Annotated in this window: 14 protein-coding genes; 7 read left to right on the top strand and 7 right to left on the bottom strand. The window is 57.3% G+C overall.

Annotated elements, in window-relative coordinates:
- The first annotated feature begins 2 nt into the window (after positions 1-2).
- Together EKD03_RS06095 and EKD03_RS06090 are read left to right on the top strand one after the other, a co-directional pair.
- Positions 3-1,241: a hypothetical protein gene (locus EKD03_RS06095; RefSeq protein WP_238613412.1), complete on the top strand. Its 1,239-nt coding sequence runs from the start codon at positions 3-5 to the stop codon at positions 1,239-1,241.
- Positions 1,241-1,570 carry a hypothetical protein gene (locus EKD03_RS06090; RefSeq protein ID WP_129628634.1) on the top strand — a complete coding sequence of 110 codons (330 nt, stop codon included), beginning with the start codon at positions 1,241-1,243 and terminating at the stop codon, positions 1,568-1,570. Before EKD03_RS06095 ends, EKD03_RS06090 begins: the two co-directional genes overlap by 1 nt.
- Before the next feature lie 221 nt (positions 1,571-1,791).
- Here the strand turns inward: EKD03_RS06090 and EKD03_RS06085 are convergent, their stop codons facing one another.
- Positions 1,792-2,763: an MBL fold metallo-hydrolase gene (locus tag EKD03_RS06085; RefSeq protein ID WP_129628632.1), complete on the bottom strand. Its 972-nt coding sequence runs from the start codon at positions 2,761-2,763 to the stop codon at positions 1,792-1,794.
- Between the two features lie 220 nt (positions 2,764-2,983).
- Here EKD03_RS06085 and recJ point away from each other — a divergent pair, with 220 nt between their 5' ends.
- Positions 2,984-4,699, top strand: coding sequence for a single-stranded-DNA-specific exonuclease RecJ (recJ, locus tag EKD03_RS06080; protein WP_129628630.1), 1,716 nt, complete (start codon positions 2,984-2,986; stop codon positions 4,697-4,699).
- A gap of 9 nt (positions 4,700-4,708) precedes the next feature.
- Here recJ and EKD03_RS06075 read toward each other — a convergent pair whose 3' ends face one another.
- Both EKD03_RS06075 and EKD03_RS06070 read right to left on the bottom strand, forming a co-directional pair.
- On the bottom strand, positions 4,709-6,394 hold the full coding sequence (locus EKD03_RS06075; RefSeq protein ID WP_129628628.1) for a GAF and HD-GYP domain-containing protein: 1,686 nt from the start codon (positions 6,392-6,394) through the stop codon (positions 4,709-4,711).
- 27 nt (positions 6,395-6,421) lie between these two features.
- On the bottom strand, positions 6,422-7,927 hold the full coding sequence (locus EKD03_RS06070) for a DUF512 domain-containing protein (protein WP_129628626.1): 1,506 nt from the start codon (positions 7,925-7,927) through the stop codon (positions 6,422-6,424).
- Between the two features lie 340 nt (positions 7,928-8,267).
- On the opposite strand from EKD03_RS06070, the gene EKD03_RS06060 reads away from it, so the two are divergent.
- Positions 8,268-9,029 (top strand): hypothetical protein, encoded by a 762-nt coding sequence (locus EKD03_RS06060; protein WP_129628622.1) that lies wholly within the window; start codon positions 8,268-8,270, stop codon positions 9,027-9,029.
- 14 nt (positions 9,030-9,043) lie between these two features.
- On the opposite strand, the gene EKD03_RS06055 is transcribed toward EKD03_RS06060, so the two are convergent.
- A complete protein-coding gene (locus EKD03_RS06055; protein WP_129628620.1) occupies positions 9,044-9,370 on the bottom strand; it encodes an MGMT family protein in 327 nt (108 codons plus the stop codon).
- Positions 9,371-9,373: 3 nt separating this feature from the next.
- Entirely contained in the window at positions 9,374-10,687 is a 1,314-nt protein-coding gene (locus EKD03_RS06050; RefSeq protein WP_129628618.1) for an NAD(P)H-dependent oxidoreductase, read from the bottom strand.
- Between the two features lie 246 nt (positions 10,688-10,933).
- On the opposite strand from EKD03_RS06050, the gene EKD03_RS06045 reads away from it, so the two are divergent.
- On the top strand, positions 10,934-12,697 hold the full coding sequence (locus tag EKD03_RS06045) for a VanW family protein (RefSeq protein WP_238613411.1): 1,764 nt from the start codon (positions 10,934-10,936) through the stop codon (positions 12,695-12,697).
- Between the two features lie 7 nt (positions 12,698-12,704).
- Here the strand turns inward: EKD03_RS06045 and EKD03_RS06040 are convergent, their stop codons facing one another.
- A complete protein-coding gene (locus tag EKD03_RS06040) occupies positions 12,705-13,343 on the bottom strand; it encodes a Crp/Fnr family transcriptional regulator (RefSeq protein WP_129628616.1) in 639 nt (212 codons plus the stop codon).
- An 86-nt stretch (positions 13,344-13,429) separates the two neighbouring features.
- Here EKD03_RS06040 and EKD03_RS06035 point away from each other — a divergent pair, with 86 nt between their 5' ends.
- Entirely contained in the window at positions 13,430-15,163 is a 1,734-nt protein-coding gene (locus EKD03_RS06035; RefSeq protein WP_238613410.1) for a peptide ABC transporter substrate-binding protein, read from the top strand.
- Here EKD03_RS06035 and EKD03_RS06030 read toward each other — a convergent pair.
- Positions 15,160-16,071, bottom strand: a complete 912-nt coding sequence (locus tag EKD03_RS06030) for an NAD-dependent epimerase/dehydratase family protein (RefSeq protein ID WP_161569194.1) — start codon at positions 16,069-16,071, stop codon at positions 15,160-15,162. The genes EKD03_RS06035 and EKD03_RS06030 overlap by 4 nt on opposite strands.
- Positions 16,072-16,453: 382 nt before the next feature.
- Between EKD03_RS06030 and accB the strand changes: the two genes are divergently transcribed.
- Positions 16,454-16,981 carry an acetyl-CoA carboxylase biotin carboxyl carrier protein gene (accB, locus tag EKD03_RS06025; protein WP_129628610.1) on the top strand — a complete coding sequence of 176 codons (528 nt, stop codon included), beginning with the start codon at positions 16,454-16,456 and terminating at the stop codon, positions 16,979-16,981.
- Positions 16,982-16,986: the final 5 nt, after the last annotated feature.

Raw genomic sequence — 16,986 nt, 5'->3', positions numbered from 1 at the left:
GCATGGCAACAACTTCTCTTGCACCTACCAAGGTTCCGCAGCTGAGCCGACTGCAGACCTACGGCATCGGCGCGGCGCTGATCGGCTTAGTCCTGCTTGCGCTTGGCTATTTTGTGGTTGGTGCCGATCAGTTCTTCCGTTCGTATCTGTTCGGCTTCTACTTCACAGTGGGCCTCTCGATCGGGAGTATCGGTTTCCTGATGTTGCAGCACCTCACTGGTGGTGCATGGGGCGTGACATTTCGCCGTATGCTCGAGTCGGGCGCGATGTTGATGCCGGTGATGGGATTGCTCTTTATCCCGATTGCCCTCGCAACGTTCCCCGATACGAGCCACGCAATGGGGATGCACCATCCACTCTATGAGTGGGCAGTGCCAGACCTAGTGAATCCTGCTAGTGAACACTACGATCCGGTGGTTCACTATAAGCAGCCATGGCTCAATCCGATGTTCTTTACCGTTCGCTCGGTGATCTACTTCGTGATCTGGACGGCGCTGGCGTTTATGCTCCGCTCTTGGTCTATTGAGCAGGATCGCACTGGCAATCAGGCAATGGCTGCCCGTATGCGCATGCTGAGTGGTATCGGGATTGCGCTCTTCGTTCTTACGGTCACTTTTGCTTCCTTCGACTGGACGATGTCGCTCAACCCCCACTGGTTCTCGTCCATGTATGGTGCGCACTTTATGGTCAGTTCTGGTTTGATGACCCTGGCCTTTATGATCTTGATGGCCACCCAGGTGCGCCAGACCGAGATCTTTGAGCAGCATGTCACCATCAAGCCGTTCCACGATATTGGGAAGCTGATGTTGGCCTTCACCATCCTGTGGACGTATATGTCCTACAGCCAGTATATGATTATCTGGTCGGGTGATATTGCTGAGTTCACCCCGTGGTACATTGATCGTACTCACAATGGCTGGTTGACCTTAGTGCCAATCCTGATCCTGTTCCAGTTCTTTGTGCCCTTCTTCCTGCTCCTTTCGCGCAGCAACAAGCGCAACTTGAAGACGCTGGCAGGTATCGCAGGGTTTGTCATCCTGATGCGCTGCATTGATGTGACCTGGATTGTGCTGCCCGCCTTCCACGAGAGCATCCTTGATGTGAGTTGGCTCAACTTTGCGGCTCCGGTGGGTCTGGTGGGTCTCTGGATTGCTCTGTTTATTGGTAATTTGCAGCGTGCATCGCTCCTGCCACTCAATGATCCGAATATGGAGTGGCTGCATGCGGGAGGCCACCACTAATGAGTTATCGTCCACGTTCTTATGCGCCACCGGCTCCTGCTTCCGGCCCCGTGCCGGTTCCAAGCGCTCTGCGCCTCATGACGGCGTTGGTGGTTGTGTTCGTGCTGATGACGTTGCTGGTGCTCTTTGCGGGGCGCGTGCCCTTCCGGCCCGCACCAATCGCCCAGCCGGGAACGATGGCGACCTATTACATCGAGCGCGATACGCAGTTGCTCAGTACCTATGGCTATACGCTTGAAGGAACCGTGCATATTCCGATTGAGCGGGCCATGGAATTGGTTGTTGAGCGTGGTCTGCCAGTGCGCGAGAGTGCTACACCGACACCGTAGGTAGGGTGTGTGGGATGTTCTTGGGGTCTAGCCCCAAACCTCATTTTGGGTATTGTTTGGCGGCATAGCCGCCAAACAATACCCAAAAATGATCTTCGGGGGCTGCATTGCCACATGCACATCCGGTTAAGCGCATGTGGTATGCGCCGGAGGGCGCGTCGCGTCGCGACGTGCCCTCCGGCGCGATGATCGTGTCGGGGGCGCATCACGCTGCGCCTCTACTAGGGTACACGCACGTACTGCACTAGATCGCCCTCTTCACGACGCAGTAATCCACGTAGGATGAGTAGTTCGAGGTGGGCTATCGTTTCGGCCACCGCAAAACGCACTTCATGTGGGGTATAGCGCGCCATGGTGAAGACCTTGCATGCGACTTCGTAGGCAGTGGCCGAGGTGCCGACGGCAGCTAACATCACCTCTAACCGTTCTTCGTGGTGGTGACGAAGTTCGCTGATCCGCCCGCTCCAGTCCTCGATCAGCCGGTTGTGGCCGGGTAATCCTTGGCGCACCGGGAGTGTTTCGAGTCCTTCAAGCGCGGTGAGGTAGCGCCCTAGTGGATCGGCTTCGCTGTTGGGCCACCAGCCAATGTGGGGGGTGATCTTCATCAAGACTTGGTCGCCACACAACATCAATCCGCCTTCTTCTGCAAAGTAGACGAACTGCCCGTCGCTGTGGCCAGGGGTGTGGATGGATTGAAACTGCCGTCCACCCATGGCGATCATTTCCCCTGGTTGGATGAGAGTCAGTTCTGGATGCGGGAGGGTGCTGGCGCGTAGCATTTCGACCACATCCACAATCGTGTTGGTGAGGGTGGCAGGTACGCCATGGCGGGTGAAGTAGGCCAGGGTTGGCTCTTCGGCGTCGGGCGATAACTCCCACACCTCGCGGGTCTGTTCGGCGTCACGCGGCGAGATGTAGACTGGTGCACCACTCAGTTGTTGTAGCCACCCGGCCATCCCGTAGTGATCGGGGTGGAAGTGGGTGAGGACGATCTGTCGGATGGCTTGCGGAGTGATACCGAGGTGGCTAAAGGCGGCATGCCAAGCATCTTCACCATCGGCAGTGTGGAGGCCGGTGTCAACAACAGTCCAGCCAGCGGGATCGTGCAACAGGTAGGCGTTGATGCTCCGTAGCGCGAAGGGCAATGGGAGTTGGACTTGCACAATTCCGGGGGCAAGTTCGTGGACGGTCATGCAGGAGCTCCTTATAGGTTTGCAGGGGGCTTTGGATGATTGTAGCATGCATGTAGGGGCGAAGCATCGCCTTCCATGTAGCTTGGAAAACACGGAATGGCTTGGAGAGCGATGCTTCGCCCCTACGGGATGATCGCACACGATTGACACGTCATGCAGAGGTTCTATAATGCCCATAACAAACCTCGCCACACTTGGCCATAATCAGAAGAGACCTGTCATGCCACTTTCGGCGCGCCATAAGCATTGGGATGTGTTGCCTGCTGCATCTGCCGATTTCATCCGCCGGATTGGGTATAACCCGTTGCTGGCGACGCTACTCTATCAGCGCCAACTACACGAGCCGGAACGGATTCAGCAGTTCTTGGCGGCTGATTATCGTGTTGGTTTACATAACCCTATGCTACTCAAAGGGATGTCCGAAGCGAGTATGCGGGTTGTCCAGGCTATCCAATCTGGTGAACCGATTGCGGTCTATGGTGACTTCGATACCGATGGGGTAACGGCGGTGACGCTGCTGGTGCAGGCGCTGGGTGCGATGGGTGCCAAGATTCAGCCCTATATTCCGCATCGGACTCGTGAGGGCTACGGGTTAAACCAAGACGCGATTGACCATTTGGCGGCGCAGGGGGTACGGCTACTGATCACGGTTGATTGTGGGATTAGTAACCGGGATGAGGTGGCCCATGCGATGGGGTTAGGTATGGATGTGATCGTGACTGATCACCATACCCCACCTAGCGAGTTGCCTCCCGCTTATGCGATTGTCAACCCCAAACAGCCTGGGTGTAGTTACCCGTACCCGCATCTGGTGGGGGTAGGGATTGCCTTCAAACTTGTGCAGGCGCTGGTGAAGCGTGGGATGGTGTTGGGTGATCTGCGCGGACGCGATCTGCTGGATGTGGTTGCTTTGGGTACCGTGGCCGATATGGGGCCGCTTGATGGTGAGAATCGTGTGTTGGTGAAAGCAGGGTTGGAGGCATTGAATAGTACCCAACGCCCCGGCCTGCGGGCATTGGTCGAGGTCTCTGGGTTGCGTATGGGGGCGGTTGATTCGGCGGCGATTGGCTATATGTTGGCACCCCGTATCAATGCCGCCGGGCGCCTAGACGATGCGGTGCGGGCCTATGATCTGCTATTGGCGACGAGTTATACCCAAGCCAAAGTCTTAGCCGATGCTCTGAACCAGACCAACCGCGCACGTCAGGATCTCACCAAGCACGTACAGGCTGCTGCCAAGGCGCTGGCCGAAGCCGAGGGGCGGCATCAACAGCGGGTGGTGGTGCTGCATAGCACCGAGTTTGATGCTGGGGTGGTGGGGTTGGTGGCGGGAAAGTTGGCCGAGGAGTGGGGCCGTCCGGTGCTGCTGATTGAGCAGGGTGCTGTATCATCGCGAGGATCGGCGCGTTCTGTTCCGGGGTTTAGTATTATTGCCGCGCTTCAAGCGTGCGAGAATCTCTTTGAGCGCTATGGTGGACACTCAGCGGCTGCCGGGTTTACGATTGCAAATGAGCATATCCCCACCCTTGATGCGCGGCTCCAGGTATTGGCTGCCGAGCAACTGACAGATGCGATGCTCCAGCCGCGCATTCAGGTAGATGCAGAAGTGGGGTTGAACGAGTTGAATTGGGAATTGCTGGCTGATCTGTGCCAACTCGAACCATTTGGGCAGGCTAACCCGCAGCCGGTCTTGATGAGCCGCGATGTGCAGGTGGTGGATGTGCGCACGCGGGGCGTTGATGGTCTGCATATGAGTCTGACCTTGCGCAAGAATGGTGGGCCACGCTATGAGGGGATCGCCTTCCGCCTCGGGCATTTGGCTGATGCGTTGCGCCGCCATCCACGCATTGATCTGGTCTATACACTTGAGGCCAACGAGTGGAATGGTGAGCGCAAGTTGCAGATCAATATCAAGGATTTTCGGCGTGCGAGTTAGGGGGTGGCCTTATGCCTCCTTCTCTTTACGTTCGTCTTGGGTGAGAATTTTGCCATTCGCCCGTGCGCGGACGAGCGCTTCAACACAGGTAGGATCAAGTTCAGCACCAGCCCCAGCACGCAAGATACTAAAGACCTTCTCAATCGGCATGGCGGCACGGTAGGGCCGATGGCTACTGATGGCATCGAAGACATCGGCGACGGCCACGATCCGCCCCACGAGCGAGATCTGATCGCCATGAAGGCCGTTGGGGTAGCCATGGCCATCGAGGCGTTCGTGGTGTTGGGCGAGGGCTTGCCATGAGTCGCGCAGCAGGTCAATTTCGAGGAGGCCATTCTGTTGCAGGAACTCCAAGCCATAGGTGGGGTGCTGGCGCATTTCACTAAATTCAGCCTCATCGAGACGATCCGGCTTATTCAGGATGTGGTCGGGAATGCGGATCTTGCCGACATCGTGGAGTTTGCTAGAGATACGGATACGGTAGATTGTTTCTTGGGACAGACCGAGTTCTTCGGCAATCGCCACCGAGTAGTCGCTGACGCGCTGGCTATGGCCACGGGTGTAGGGATCTTTAAGATCAATCGCCCCGGTAATCGCATCAATGAGGCGGGTGAAGAGTTTATCGGTCTCTTCATAGAGCCGTGCGAGCCGGATGACGGTTGCAGCTTGGCTGGCGAGTGAAGTAAAGAGGCTAATATCATCCTCGGAGAAGGCGCGCTGGTTGATCGGATTGAGTGCTTGGGCACCACCGATCACCTGTTCTTCAACCGTGCCACGCGCTCCGCCGACGATAATGCGCGGGGCACGCATGGGGACACACAGAATGGCGCGGGTTTGGAAGCCACTGTGGTCGTCTACATTACGGTAGAAACGCTGATCGCTACGGACATCGTTCACCACCACAGTCTCGCCGGTTGCTACCACATGGCCAATGATTCCCTGCCCGGCTGGAACCCGGATCGCCTGTAGATATTCGCGATGCTCACCAGTGGCCATATGTAGCACAAGATCGCCATTGACCGTATCACGCAGCCAGATGGAGGTAGCCTCAACGCCGAGCAGATCGCATGCGTGGCTCATGATGCGATCTAGGAGCGTCTTGCTATCCAAGGTGGAGGTGAGATTCGAGATAATCTCGACCAGTGCCTGCTGACGCCGAGTACGCAGTTGGGACTCTTCGAGCATACGGGTCTTTTCGACCTCGGTGACGAGGCGCGAGCAGAGCAACTGGATGAGTGCAACCTCATCGGGGTCATCGCAGGTTTCGGGGGGCAGGTTAAAGACCTGGACAACCCCCACAGGCTGACCGCGCAGGATGAGCGGGACACAATACATTGTGCGCAGGTTCATGCCAGTCAGTTCGCCGGTGGCACGATCCCAGCGGGGGTCATTCATGACATCCTGGATGAAGAGCGGTTCGGCGCATTTGAGCGCCTGCCCCGCCACGCCGTTATCGGCATTGAGCCGCAGACCGACGAGGCGTTCGCTGGCGGCATTGCCATGGACAACCTTAAAGACCAGTTCGTGGGTTGCTGCATCATAGAGATACAGCGTTCCAGCTTCGGCATTGGTGATACTAATAATCAGACCGAGCATCTTATCAAGCAAAGCATCAAGTTCGGTACTAGCAGCGATCTGATTTGCCTGCTGGATCACTTCAACATATTGCTGAAGCCGACTTATTTCGGTTGTCATAGGATGCCATCCCTTCTGATCTACCATCTAGCGTTGGGCTAGTGTACGCACAGAGCGAACCAATTCAGTCGGATCATTGGCGAGGGACACCGACATTGCAGCGGCCTCACTGATATGTTGGGGTGTTTGGTCATCAATGGTACGGTCGCCCTGATAATCGAACATGACGCGGGGCAGGATAGCGTGCTGTGCGCCGCTGGCCTGAAGGGCTGGGATGACATCTTGGGCGGCGAGTAGGCCACTGACGGTGACGGTTGCGCCAAAGAACTCGTTGACCACGGGAAGCACCTGTACATCAAGCCCGGTGATCGTATTGAGGCGCGTGGCCACTTGCTGCAAGAGCGGGCCAACCAGCGTGCCACAGACCAGAGCGAGGCGGGTGGGGGTGCTCATGCGCGGAGGCAGGCGGCGTTTGGCTTTGGCCCAGGTATCCAGAAAATCGCGTACCATCCCGACGCCGTTGGAGTATTGGGGCATATCATCGTAGAAATCGGCGGGTGGTATCTCGCGGCCAGCCAGGATATAGAACTCATCGCTGGGGTAGACCAGGGTCATGCCGAAGTCGCGGCGGCAGGTGGCGCTATAACTATGGATAAGATCGAGCACGGCGGATGCTTCGTCGGGCGTATAGCAGCGCAGGGGTATCTCACTGGCAGCCGCGAGGCGCGAGCAGAAGCCGAGGCTGGGATCGTGGAGGGGCGGGTGAGATTCGTGCGTCTGCCACAAGGGTTGTGGTTCGGCGTTAGAATCGTGCCATTCGGGTGATTCATGCACCTCAATTGCGGCGCGGATGGAGCGTGGCCGTTGGCCTTCAAAGCGATATTTGGTCAAGCCAACCGGAACTACGGCAATAGACTGCACAGTGGGTGCGAGGGCGATCAGGTCGTTGATACTCTGTTGTAAGATGGGGCCGTCATTAACACCAGGGCATGCCACGATCTGGGTATGGACAGTGACCCCGATCTGGTGCAGGCGGCGGATTTGTGCCCGCACATCGGGGACATCACGCTTACCGAGCATAATCGCCCGCCATGCAGGGTCGGTAGCGTGGACACTGATATGCAGCGGGGAGAGGTGTTGGGCGGCGATACGTTCCCAATCGGATTCATGGAGGTTGGTAAAGGTAACAAAATTACTATAGATGAAAGAGAGCCGGTAATCATCATCCTTCAGATAGAGTGATTTACGGAATCCACGCGGCATCTGAGTGAGGAAGCAAAAGGGGCACTTATTGGTACAGGTGCGGAGGCGGTCGAAGAGGGGTTCTTCAAAATCAATACCGAGATCCTCATCGGGATCTTTTTCGATTTCATAGATGATCTCTTCGTTATTGACATGACGAACCAGCACATCTATCTGTTCTTCAGCGATCAGGAAGCGGTAATCAATGACATCACGCAGGTGGTGGCCACCGATGGACACGAGCAGATCGCCGGGTTGGAGGCCAAGCTCATCGGCAATACTGGCGGGGCGGATGGCACGGATGCGCCCGCCTGCACCTGTGCTATGCTTGATGTTGGGTTGGTTGTTCACGCTTTCTCGCTGAGGATTGACCCCATTGGGTTGTGTAGGGGTGTGGGGGGATACTACGGGTGTTCGGAAAGAATATTATAGCATAATTGCGAGTAGGGGCGAAGCAGTTGGCCCCACATGACAGGGCAAAGTCACCTTCGGTGGGGTTCGGGGGCGGCTGCGCTGTCCCCGAAGATCTCTTTTTGGTATTGTTTGGCGGCGAAGCCGCCAAACAATACCAAAAATTGGGGTTGGGGGCATAGCCCCAATGACGTTGCCCATGCCCTACCCACATGATATGGATGGGAGGTAGAGCATGGGCGAAAGGCTTCGCCCCTACAGTACATGATTAGGTTGATCTATGAGTAGTCGCTTGGAGCACACCTGTTGGCTTCCGCTCTTTGGCCTGCCACTGCGGATGTATACGAATAGTGCGGCATTGGTCGAGTTGCTTGAGACCCAACACCCATTAGGCGAATGGGCAAATCTGAATGTGGTGCAGGTTGAGAGTGGCCCGACCATCGAAATCGAGGTCGTGCTTGGTGGGCATGCGAGGTGTGCGAGAGGAATGCAACTCTTTGTGCATGGCCCGATCATGCTCGGTGGGGATGGGGAGCGGGTGATATTGACCGAAGTTGAACGCGGATATGCGTTAGCCTGTATAGCGACGGAGTCGTTGGATGCTGCATTGGAGGTGATCTGGGAGATGGGCATGCTCTTGTCCCAAGGGCGGGGCCGGGTCGCGATGCAGGCAGCGGCGTTGGTGAGCGAGGACATGGTGGTATGTTTGATAGGTAATCAGATCAACCCACTCATTCAGATCTGTACGGAACATGGACTACGCCTTTTTTCCCAGCGAGTGGTACATATCCGCTATAGTGATCCGATCCAGATATGGGGTGATGGAGCGGGCGGTGATCTACTCGTCTCAACCGGGCCAGTAGTGGTCTGTTTAGTAGAATCGGGGGCGGGGCGGGCCAGCCAGATCAGCAACTTACCCACTAGTGCGCTTGAGGAGCTAGGGATCGCAGCGAAGGCAGTACGAGCGGCCTACTGGCTGCGGGCGGGCAGCGATCTGGAGCTAACGGCTGCATTGGTGGAGCATGTGCTGATGGATGCGTAAGCTTCCGAGAAGCTTCAAGCTTCCCGGAAGTTCATGGCTTCCCACCCATACTCATGCAGATTGACATGATCGCGGGCATCCACCGCGACCCCTTCGGCCAGCAATCTGGCCCGTTGTTCATCGCGATGGTAGGCATTCGAGATGTAGCCATGCGCATTGATCACGCGCCACCATGGGACATCGTGCGTGGTATGGAGGCTATGCAGGGCATAGCCAACCATACGGGCATGGCCAGGGAACCCGGCCAAGATCGCTATGCGCCCATAGCTACTGACCTTACCGGGTGGAATGGTGCGCACAACCGCATAGATCGCGGCGTAGGCTGGATGTTGACTCGACATAACCTAAGTCCGCTCTTCATATTCAGTTGAGGTATAGGGTTGCTGACCAATCGCGTGGGTAGCCCCATATTCAAGGGCAACACGCTCCCAATTCAAACCTCCAACCATCGTATAGAGCCAGGGCGGGATAATTGGTTGCGCCATAAGGTCGGCAGCTTCGGCGGGGATCGTCCCCTCATCAACCAAGCCAGATGCGGCCATGCTCAGCACGCGCCGGATCGGGGCGATGTGCATACCGAGTTGCTTGAGGGGTTGCCCATTGATCATACCGGCCCCTTCGCCAAGTGCCAGTCCGCCTGCCCAGGCAAACCCAGTTTCACGGGCGAAGACCTCACAGACCGCGAGGGCGTTTTGGTTATGGTGGGCTTCAGGAAAGCCACAGTTGGCAATCGCGGCCAAGCGTTGCTGGTTGCCTGCACGTCCACGTCGGTGAGCCGCAATCTGTTCGAGGGTGGCGATCACTGGGCCGGGGAGACTATCAATATAGAGCGGGAACGAGAGCACAACCAAGTCGGTCTGATCGAGCGTCGTGAGCAACTCCTGCATCTGTTCAGCGTTGCTCATGGCGCGGTAGAGTGAGAATTGCTGCACGGTAACGCCACGTGCTACCAGTTGTTCCATCAGATACTCACCGAGCGCTGCCGAGGTACTCGCCGAACCACGGGGGCTTCCAACGAGGAGTGTGGCGTGGCGGAGTGGTTGGGTCGAGGCGGGGGCGATCTGGGGGCTAGGCAGGCTTGGCGGGGGGCTGCTGATCCCTTGCTCAATTGTTGTGAGCCATGTCTGGATTTGTGTGCTGAGCGGAAGATTGGGATTGATGGTTCCATAAACTATTGAGGGGGCATGCATGTTGATTGCGTTGCGATGCGCCAGATGGCCGAAAATAGCCTCGCTGTGGGCATCGGGCTGATCGTGCCAGCCAATAACCAACATAGATGGGTAGTATTTATAGCGCTTTTTGTGATGCGTTTCACCGCCGATAGTCGTGAAGTAGGGCGAGATATTCTGAATCTGGTGATCAATCATGCGCTTGAGCGCAGAAGAATAACCGCCAAAGGTAATCGGAGTGAGATAAATCATCAGATCGCTACGCACAATGGCAGCCGCAATCATACGATTAGCATCATTAGCAATACAGATCCCTGGTGTTTTAACCCAACAGAAGAAATCTCCTGCACAGTTACTAATTTTCTGTTCACGGAGCAGGATATGTTCAGTATTCCAACCACGGAGACCCAGGTGGTGACGTAGGGCAGTATGAACCTGTGCGACGTGGGGATCATTCGGCCATGTGCCATCGAGGATCAGGGTTCTCATGAGTTAACTCTCCTTTAACCAACGGAATTACATTGTATGCTATCTGAATACCATTTGGGGGTGAATTTTTATTCATACCGGGCATGCGTAGCCAAGATTGCCTCTGCGCCTGCTTCGCGCTACAATGCAAACCACATGTGTGCAAGGTAGCAGATTCACCGGACACCTATGGCTGAAGAGAGCATCTCTATTCCAAGACGGGTAGTGCGGCATTCACCTTTGCGTTGGATGGGTGAGTGGTTTTTGGTGCTACTGACCCTTGGCACATTGCTGGTGGCTTTGGCGATGGTGGTGCTGCTCTTTGGTGAGCGCGGGTATGCACAGCGCATCTACCCGAATATCAGCGTGCGTGGGGTGATGGTGGGGGGGATGCACTGGACAGCGGCACGGCGAGCGATTGAACAACAGCATGCCGCATTTCTGCAACAACCGATCACGATTCGTTATGCTGAAGAGGTTTGGCAGCCGAGTGCGGCTGAGCTAGGCATACAGCTAGAGATTGATCGGGCATTAGAGGAAGCTTTGGCTATCGGGCGGAGTGACGTGCGAGCGGAGAATGTACGCATCACGGCGGCGGTGTGGGAGCAGGGGCTTGATGTGCCGTTGCACCTGAGCGTGGATCAAGCGGTGATGCAGCGCTACCTGATGCACTTGGCCACCCAGGTGGAGCAAGTCCCGCGCAATGCGGATGTGGCGTTGCGCGGGGCTGAGATTTGGGTGACGGCGGAAGCGTGGGGCGTACAGGTCTTGGTGGACGAGATGTTGACCGAGATGACGGCAGCGGCGCAGAGCTTGACGCCACAGGTGGTGGAGTTGCGCACGCGGAGTTTGGTGCCACGGGTACGTGATGCGGATCTAGCGGCAAGTGAAGCCTATCTCCGCACGCTCTTAGCCGGGCCAATCCGTTTACGCAGCCCCAGCAGCCGTTGTCGCCCCACATGCAGTTGGGAATGGCCAGTGGCCCAACTTGCCAGTTGGGTGAGCCTACGGCCCACAACCAGTGAGGCCGGGCGGCCCAGCATCCAGGTGAGCATTGATCAGGCCGCGATCCGGCAGGCATTGCGCCCGATTGCCGAGTCCCTGCGGGAAGAAGGCACCCTGCCACGGGTAGACTGGAACGGCGGAGAGCTACGCATCATCACGCCGGGGGATGCGGGGCGGGGGCTGGATGCAGCGGCGGCGCTCGTGCAGATCAACGTGGCATTGGTAGGAGGCGAGCGCGATCTGGTGTTGCCACTCATTCCATTGCCGCCACCAGTCAATCCGAGTAACTTGAATAGCCTGGGTATCACTACGCGGTTGGGGTTAGGGGTGAGTTCATTTGCTAAATCGGAAGCCTACCGCATCACCAACATTCGGGCGGGGGCGCGGCAGATGCATGGTATACTCATCCCGCCGGGAGCGACCTTCTCGTTTAACCAGAATCTGGGGCCAGTGACGGCGGCGCAGGGGTTTGTGGAGGGCTACGCGATCATTGACAACCGCACCCAGAAGGAGTGGGGGGGCGGGTTATGCCAAGTGAGCACGACGGTCTTTCGGGCGGCCTTCTGGGGCGGCTTACCGATTACCGAGCGCCACGAGCACTCCTTTCGTATTGGTTGGTACGAGGAGCTAGGCGAGCCACCGGGGTTGGATGCGGCAATCTTCACCGGGGTGTATGATCTGCGCTTTACCAATGATACTGGGGGCTGGTTGTTGATGCAGAGTAGCGTTGATCTGCAGCGTCAGCGGTTGAGCGTGGCGTTGTATGGTAGCCCGACTGGGCGCACGGTACGGATGGATTATACGATCCTCAAACGAACCCCCGCGCCGACCGAGCCGGTCTACGTGGATGACCCGGAGCAGCCGGTGGGGAGTTTGCGCCAGAGTGATACGGCGCGGGGTGGGTTGGAGGTGGAGGTCTACCGCTGGGTGTACCAGGAAGATCAACTCCTCGCCCGCAACACCTTTGGTACGACTTTTAAGCCCTGGCCGGATATTTTTGTGCGCGGGACGCGCCCGATCCAGTGACACAGCCCTAACTCTGCGATAATTCGCGTAGCCGTGAGGGGTTGAGGAGCGTGATCCCAGAGCGATCCACATCGAGCAGGCGTGCATCGCGGAACTGGTTGATCACCTTTGTTACTGTCTCGCGGTAGGCGTTGATCATTTCGGCTAGTTGTTGATGGGTGTGGCGTGGTACGCGCTGTTGGGGTTGGGTCTCGGACATCTCCAACAGAACCGAGGCTAATCGGGCGGGTACGGACTTGAAGGCAACTTCGTCAATCCGCCGACTTATGGCGAGGCGATGTTGGCCAATCAGATCGATCATGGCCATGCTCAGATGGGGTTCGCGCTGGAGCCGTTCGCGCACGGCAATTTGGGGCACAGCGATCAACCGCACCGCGCTTAACGCCACCGCGTGGGTGTCATAGGTACTACTCGTTTCGATGACACTATAGCCGAAGATCTGGCCGGGTTCGATGACGCGGAGGGTGAGGACGCGGCCACTCGATGCAACCATCTGAAGCCCTACTTGGCCAGAGACGAGCAGGTAGAGGCTGGTTGCGGGTTGGTTGGGGCTATGGATGGTGCTGTGGCGGCGAACCTGTTGGTTGCTACCGAGTGGTTCAAGCGCGGCCCATAATGTGCCATCTGCCGTCTCTGCTGCCCCCATGGGCTTTCCCTTTCTCAATCCTGTGGGTTATATGTTGGTGTTCCTATTGTAGCATAAGCTTTTTCCTGATGGGCTATAATGGGCGCATGAGCTTTCTACCTACACGTTCACTCTTTTGGATGAGCTTGGCACTGGCTCTCTTGTTCGTTTTTGGTTTAGCGGCGTGTACGGTTGGTACGGGGCCGCTTCCAGTGTCGGTTGATCCGTCAACGGCGGTTGTGGAGCCGAGTGCTGCTCCGTTGCTACCGACGCCGACAGACTTGCCGCGTGGTGGTCGCTTGACGATACGTCTGGCGGCTGATCTGCCCGATCTGCGCCCCTGGCAGCCCCGCTCACGGGATGAAGAGCAGATGACGCGGATGCTCTACAGTGGCCTGATGCAGCTTGATGACCAGATGCGTCCGGTGCCCGATCTGGCTGAACGTTGGGAGACGACTCCCGATGGGCGCACGATTACTTTTACTCTACGTTCTGGCCTGACTTGGCATGATGGGGTGCCGATTGATTCGTCCGATGTGCTCTTCACCCTTGAACAACTGCGCACGCTGCCGGTGACGAGTACGGCGCTGTTGGCCGATCTGCATGTGATCGAGGCGGTAACGACGCCGACGAGTGATACGATTGCGCTGCAACTGAATGCGCGCTATGCACCGATCTTTGCGGCGTTGACGGTGCCAATCCTGCCGCGTCATGTCCTCGATCAGCGTGATTTGGCGCGTGTGAATTTTTGGGACGTGCCGGTGGGGAGTGGGCCGTTTCAGTTTGCCGAACGCCAAGTCGGCCAGGGGTTTGTGCTGACGCGCTTTGAAGGCTTTCATCGCGGTGCGCCCCTGCTTGATCAAATCGCCTTTGTGGTCTCGCCCGATCCGACGCTCTCGCTCCAGGCGCTTAGCGATGGCCAGTTGTTGCTGGCGGAGTTGCCATGGAGTATGCAGCGCAATGTGGCCGAGGTAGATGGGATGCTGTTGGGGAGTTACCCAGAGAATGGTTTCTACTTCCTCGGCTTTAATTTGCGCGAGGGGTATCCGTTTGCTGATTTGGCGGTACGTCAAGCCCTCGCCAAGGTACTCGATCTGCCGCGTCTGGTTGAGGCGGCAACTAAGGGTCAGGGTATCCCGATCAGTTCGAGTGCGCTGCCCGGCTCGTGGGCTGATTTGACCTCTCTACCGCCCCAGGTGGCCGATCTTGACTCGGCGCGGGCGCTGCTTGATGCTGCGGGGTGGGTTTTGCCCCCTGATGCCACGATCCGGCAACGTGCGGGTGTGGTACTGAGTGGGAGCCTCTTTGTGCGGGGTGATGATGAGCGCCGGTTGGTGGCTGCGCGGCGCATTGCTGAGGTTGCGGCGAGTATTGGTATTCAGATTACGGTCGAGCCAGCTGATTTTGCTACCGTGATTCTCTCCAAGTATGCCACGCCCTACAGCTTTGATCTGTTACTAGGAAGTTGGAGTAATGGTATGGGCGATCCCAATTTTGCCGATGCGGTCTATTACGACCCGGACGATTTCGCGCTCTTCCACTCCAGCCAACTCAACCAGGGGCAGGTGGATAGTCGGGCGACGCGCAATTTTGTCGGCTTTGCCGATACGGTCTATGATAACCAGGCCCAGGCTGCGCGCCAACTCTACAATTTAGATGAGCGCATGGCGGCATTGCGCCAAGCCCAGGCACGGGTGGCCGAGCAGTTGCCCTATCTCTTCTTGTGGACGGATCGTATGCCAGTTGCGCTGAATGACCGAGTCACCACGTTGGATGGCCCGGTCAATCTCAGTTCACCCTGCTACTTTTGGAATATTGAGCGCTGGTATTTGAAGCCTTAGTGCTGGTTGGCCCACAGATCTTCGAGGGCAAAGAGTGGATCGCTGGGCACTTCTAGCCCCAGCAGGTTGCGCATCCGGCTGATGTCGGCGGTGAAGCGCGCTACTTCCACGCTACGTGCCGGGTGTAGATCGAGGTGCGTCTTGGCCCCTGGTAAGGCCAGCACCCGCTCGGCAAGTTGGAGTAGGGGCGTGCCCTGGCCACTGCCAATGTTGATCGGTTGGCCAATGATCGCGGCACTTGAGGCGCGAATGAGCGCCTCAACCACCTGATCCACATACACAAAGTCAATCACCTGCTGTCCGCCATAGACGATCATCGGTTCGCCCTGAGCGGCGGCGCTGAGCCAGAGCGGAATGACCCGGTCGTAGTCGCGGCTACCATAGACATTGGCCAGCCGCACCACGGCGGTCTCGACGCCGTAGGTATTGTGGAAGACGCGGGCGTAGAGTTCCCCGGCGGCCTTGCTGGCTCCGTAGGCATTTTTGGCGTTGAAGGGTGCCTCTTCGCGTACCGGCAACTCTTCAACGTCGCCATACACCTCGCGTGAGGAGGTGAAGACGACCCGGCGCACCCCATTCAGGCGGGCAGCTTCGAGGACATTCACCGTACCGGCCACATTGGTACTGAAGGAGTAGTTCAGGTCGCTGACGGCACCCATCACATTTGATTGGGCGGCGAGGTGGTAGATGAGCTCGGCACCGGCACACAGGCTGCGCATGGTCTCGGCGTCGCGGATATCGGCAGTGACCACCTGTACCAGCGGATTATCGCGGTGCTGGGCCAGATTAGCCGGGCGACCACGGAGCATCGAGTCGATCACGATCAATTCGCCGGCCTGATCGCGTACCAAGCGATCAACCAGATGACTACCAATAAATCCCGCCCCACCCGTGATGATGATCTTCATAGTTTGTTGCCTTTGGTATTGTTTAGTCGTATTTTGCGGCACAGCCGCTAAATACGACCAAAATAAAGATCTTCGAGGTGGCTGTACTGCCCCAACTGTGGGTTTTAGGGCGGTAGCCCTAAACTTCATGCGTATGGCGCAGCCGCCCCCAAACCCCCACCGGAGGTGGCTGTTCACACTTCTCCTAGCCTCCAGGTTTTGACGCAAAGACGCAGAGGCGCAAAGCCTGCAACAACCCTTTGCGTCTTCGCGCCTTTGCGTCAACACGAGGTTTCTTTTACCCCAAGTGTGAACAGTTACCACCGGAGGTGGCTGTGCTGTTGCATATATTGTATGCTACAATGAAGCGGTTTCGGCTTGTAGATGCGCTGAGTAATAGCCCATGATCAATGAGACGAATGCGGGACCTACCGAGAACGGTGATGACTTTGGTCTGAGTGCGGTGCGTGAGTTGCTGCGCTTGATGAACCAAACGGATATTACCGAGATTCTGATCGAGCGTGGGGATACTAAACTGCATGTGAAGCGCGGGACGACCGTGCAGCTTGCGGCGGTTCCTCATGCGCCCGTGGCCCAGACACTGGCCCCGCCGGTGGCAGCGATGGCTCCTCAGCCTATGCCTCCATCCATGGCCCATGCGCCAGTAGCGGCGGAGGTCGCGGTACCGACTGGGCATACCATCACCGCGCCGATGGTGGGGACATTCTATGCTTCCCCTTCACCCAAGGATGCCGCCTTTGTGCAGGAGGGTGATAGCATCCAGGTCGGCGATTCGGTGGGCATCATCGAGGCTATGAAGATGATGAATGAGATCGAGAGTGATGTGGCCGGGCGGATCGTCCGTATTCTGGTCACCAATGGTCAGCCGGTCGAATATGGCCAGCCACTCATGGTGGTAGAGCCGGTATAGGGTCG

The sequence above is a fragment of the Candidatus Oscillochloris fontis genome, from assembly GCF_004138135.1.
GTDB classification, from domain to species: domain Bacteria; phylum Chloroflexota; class Chloroflexia; order Chloroflexales; family Chloroflexaceae; genus Oscillochloris; species Oscillochloris fontis.
Note: the sequence above shows the minus strand (reverse complement) of the source record. Positions and strands in the feature narration are given on the sequence as shown.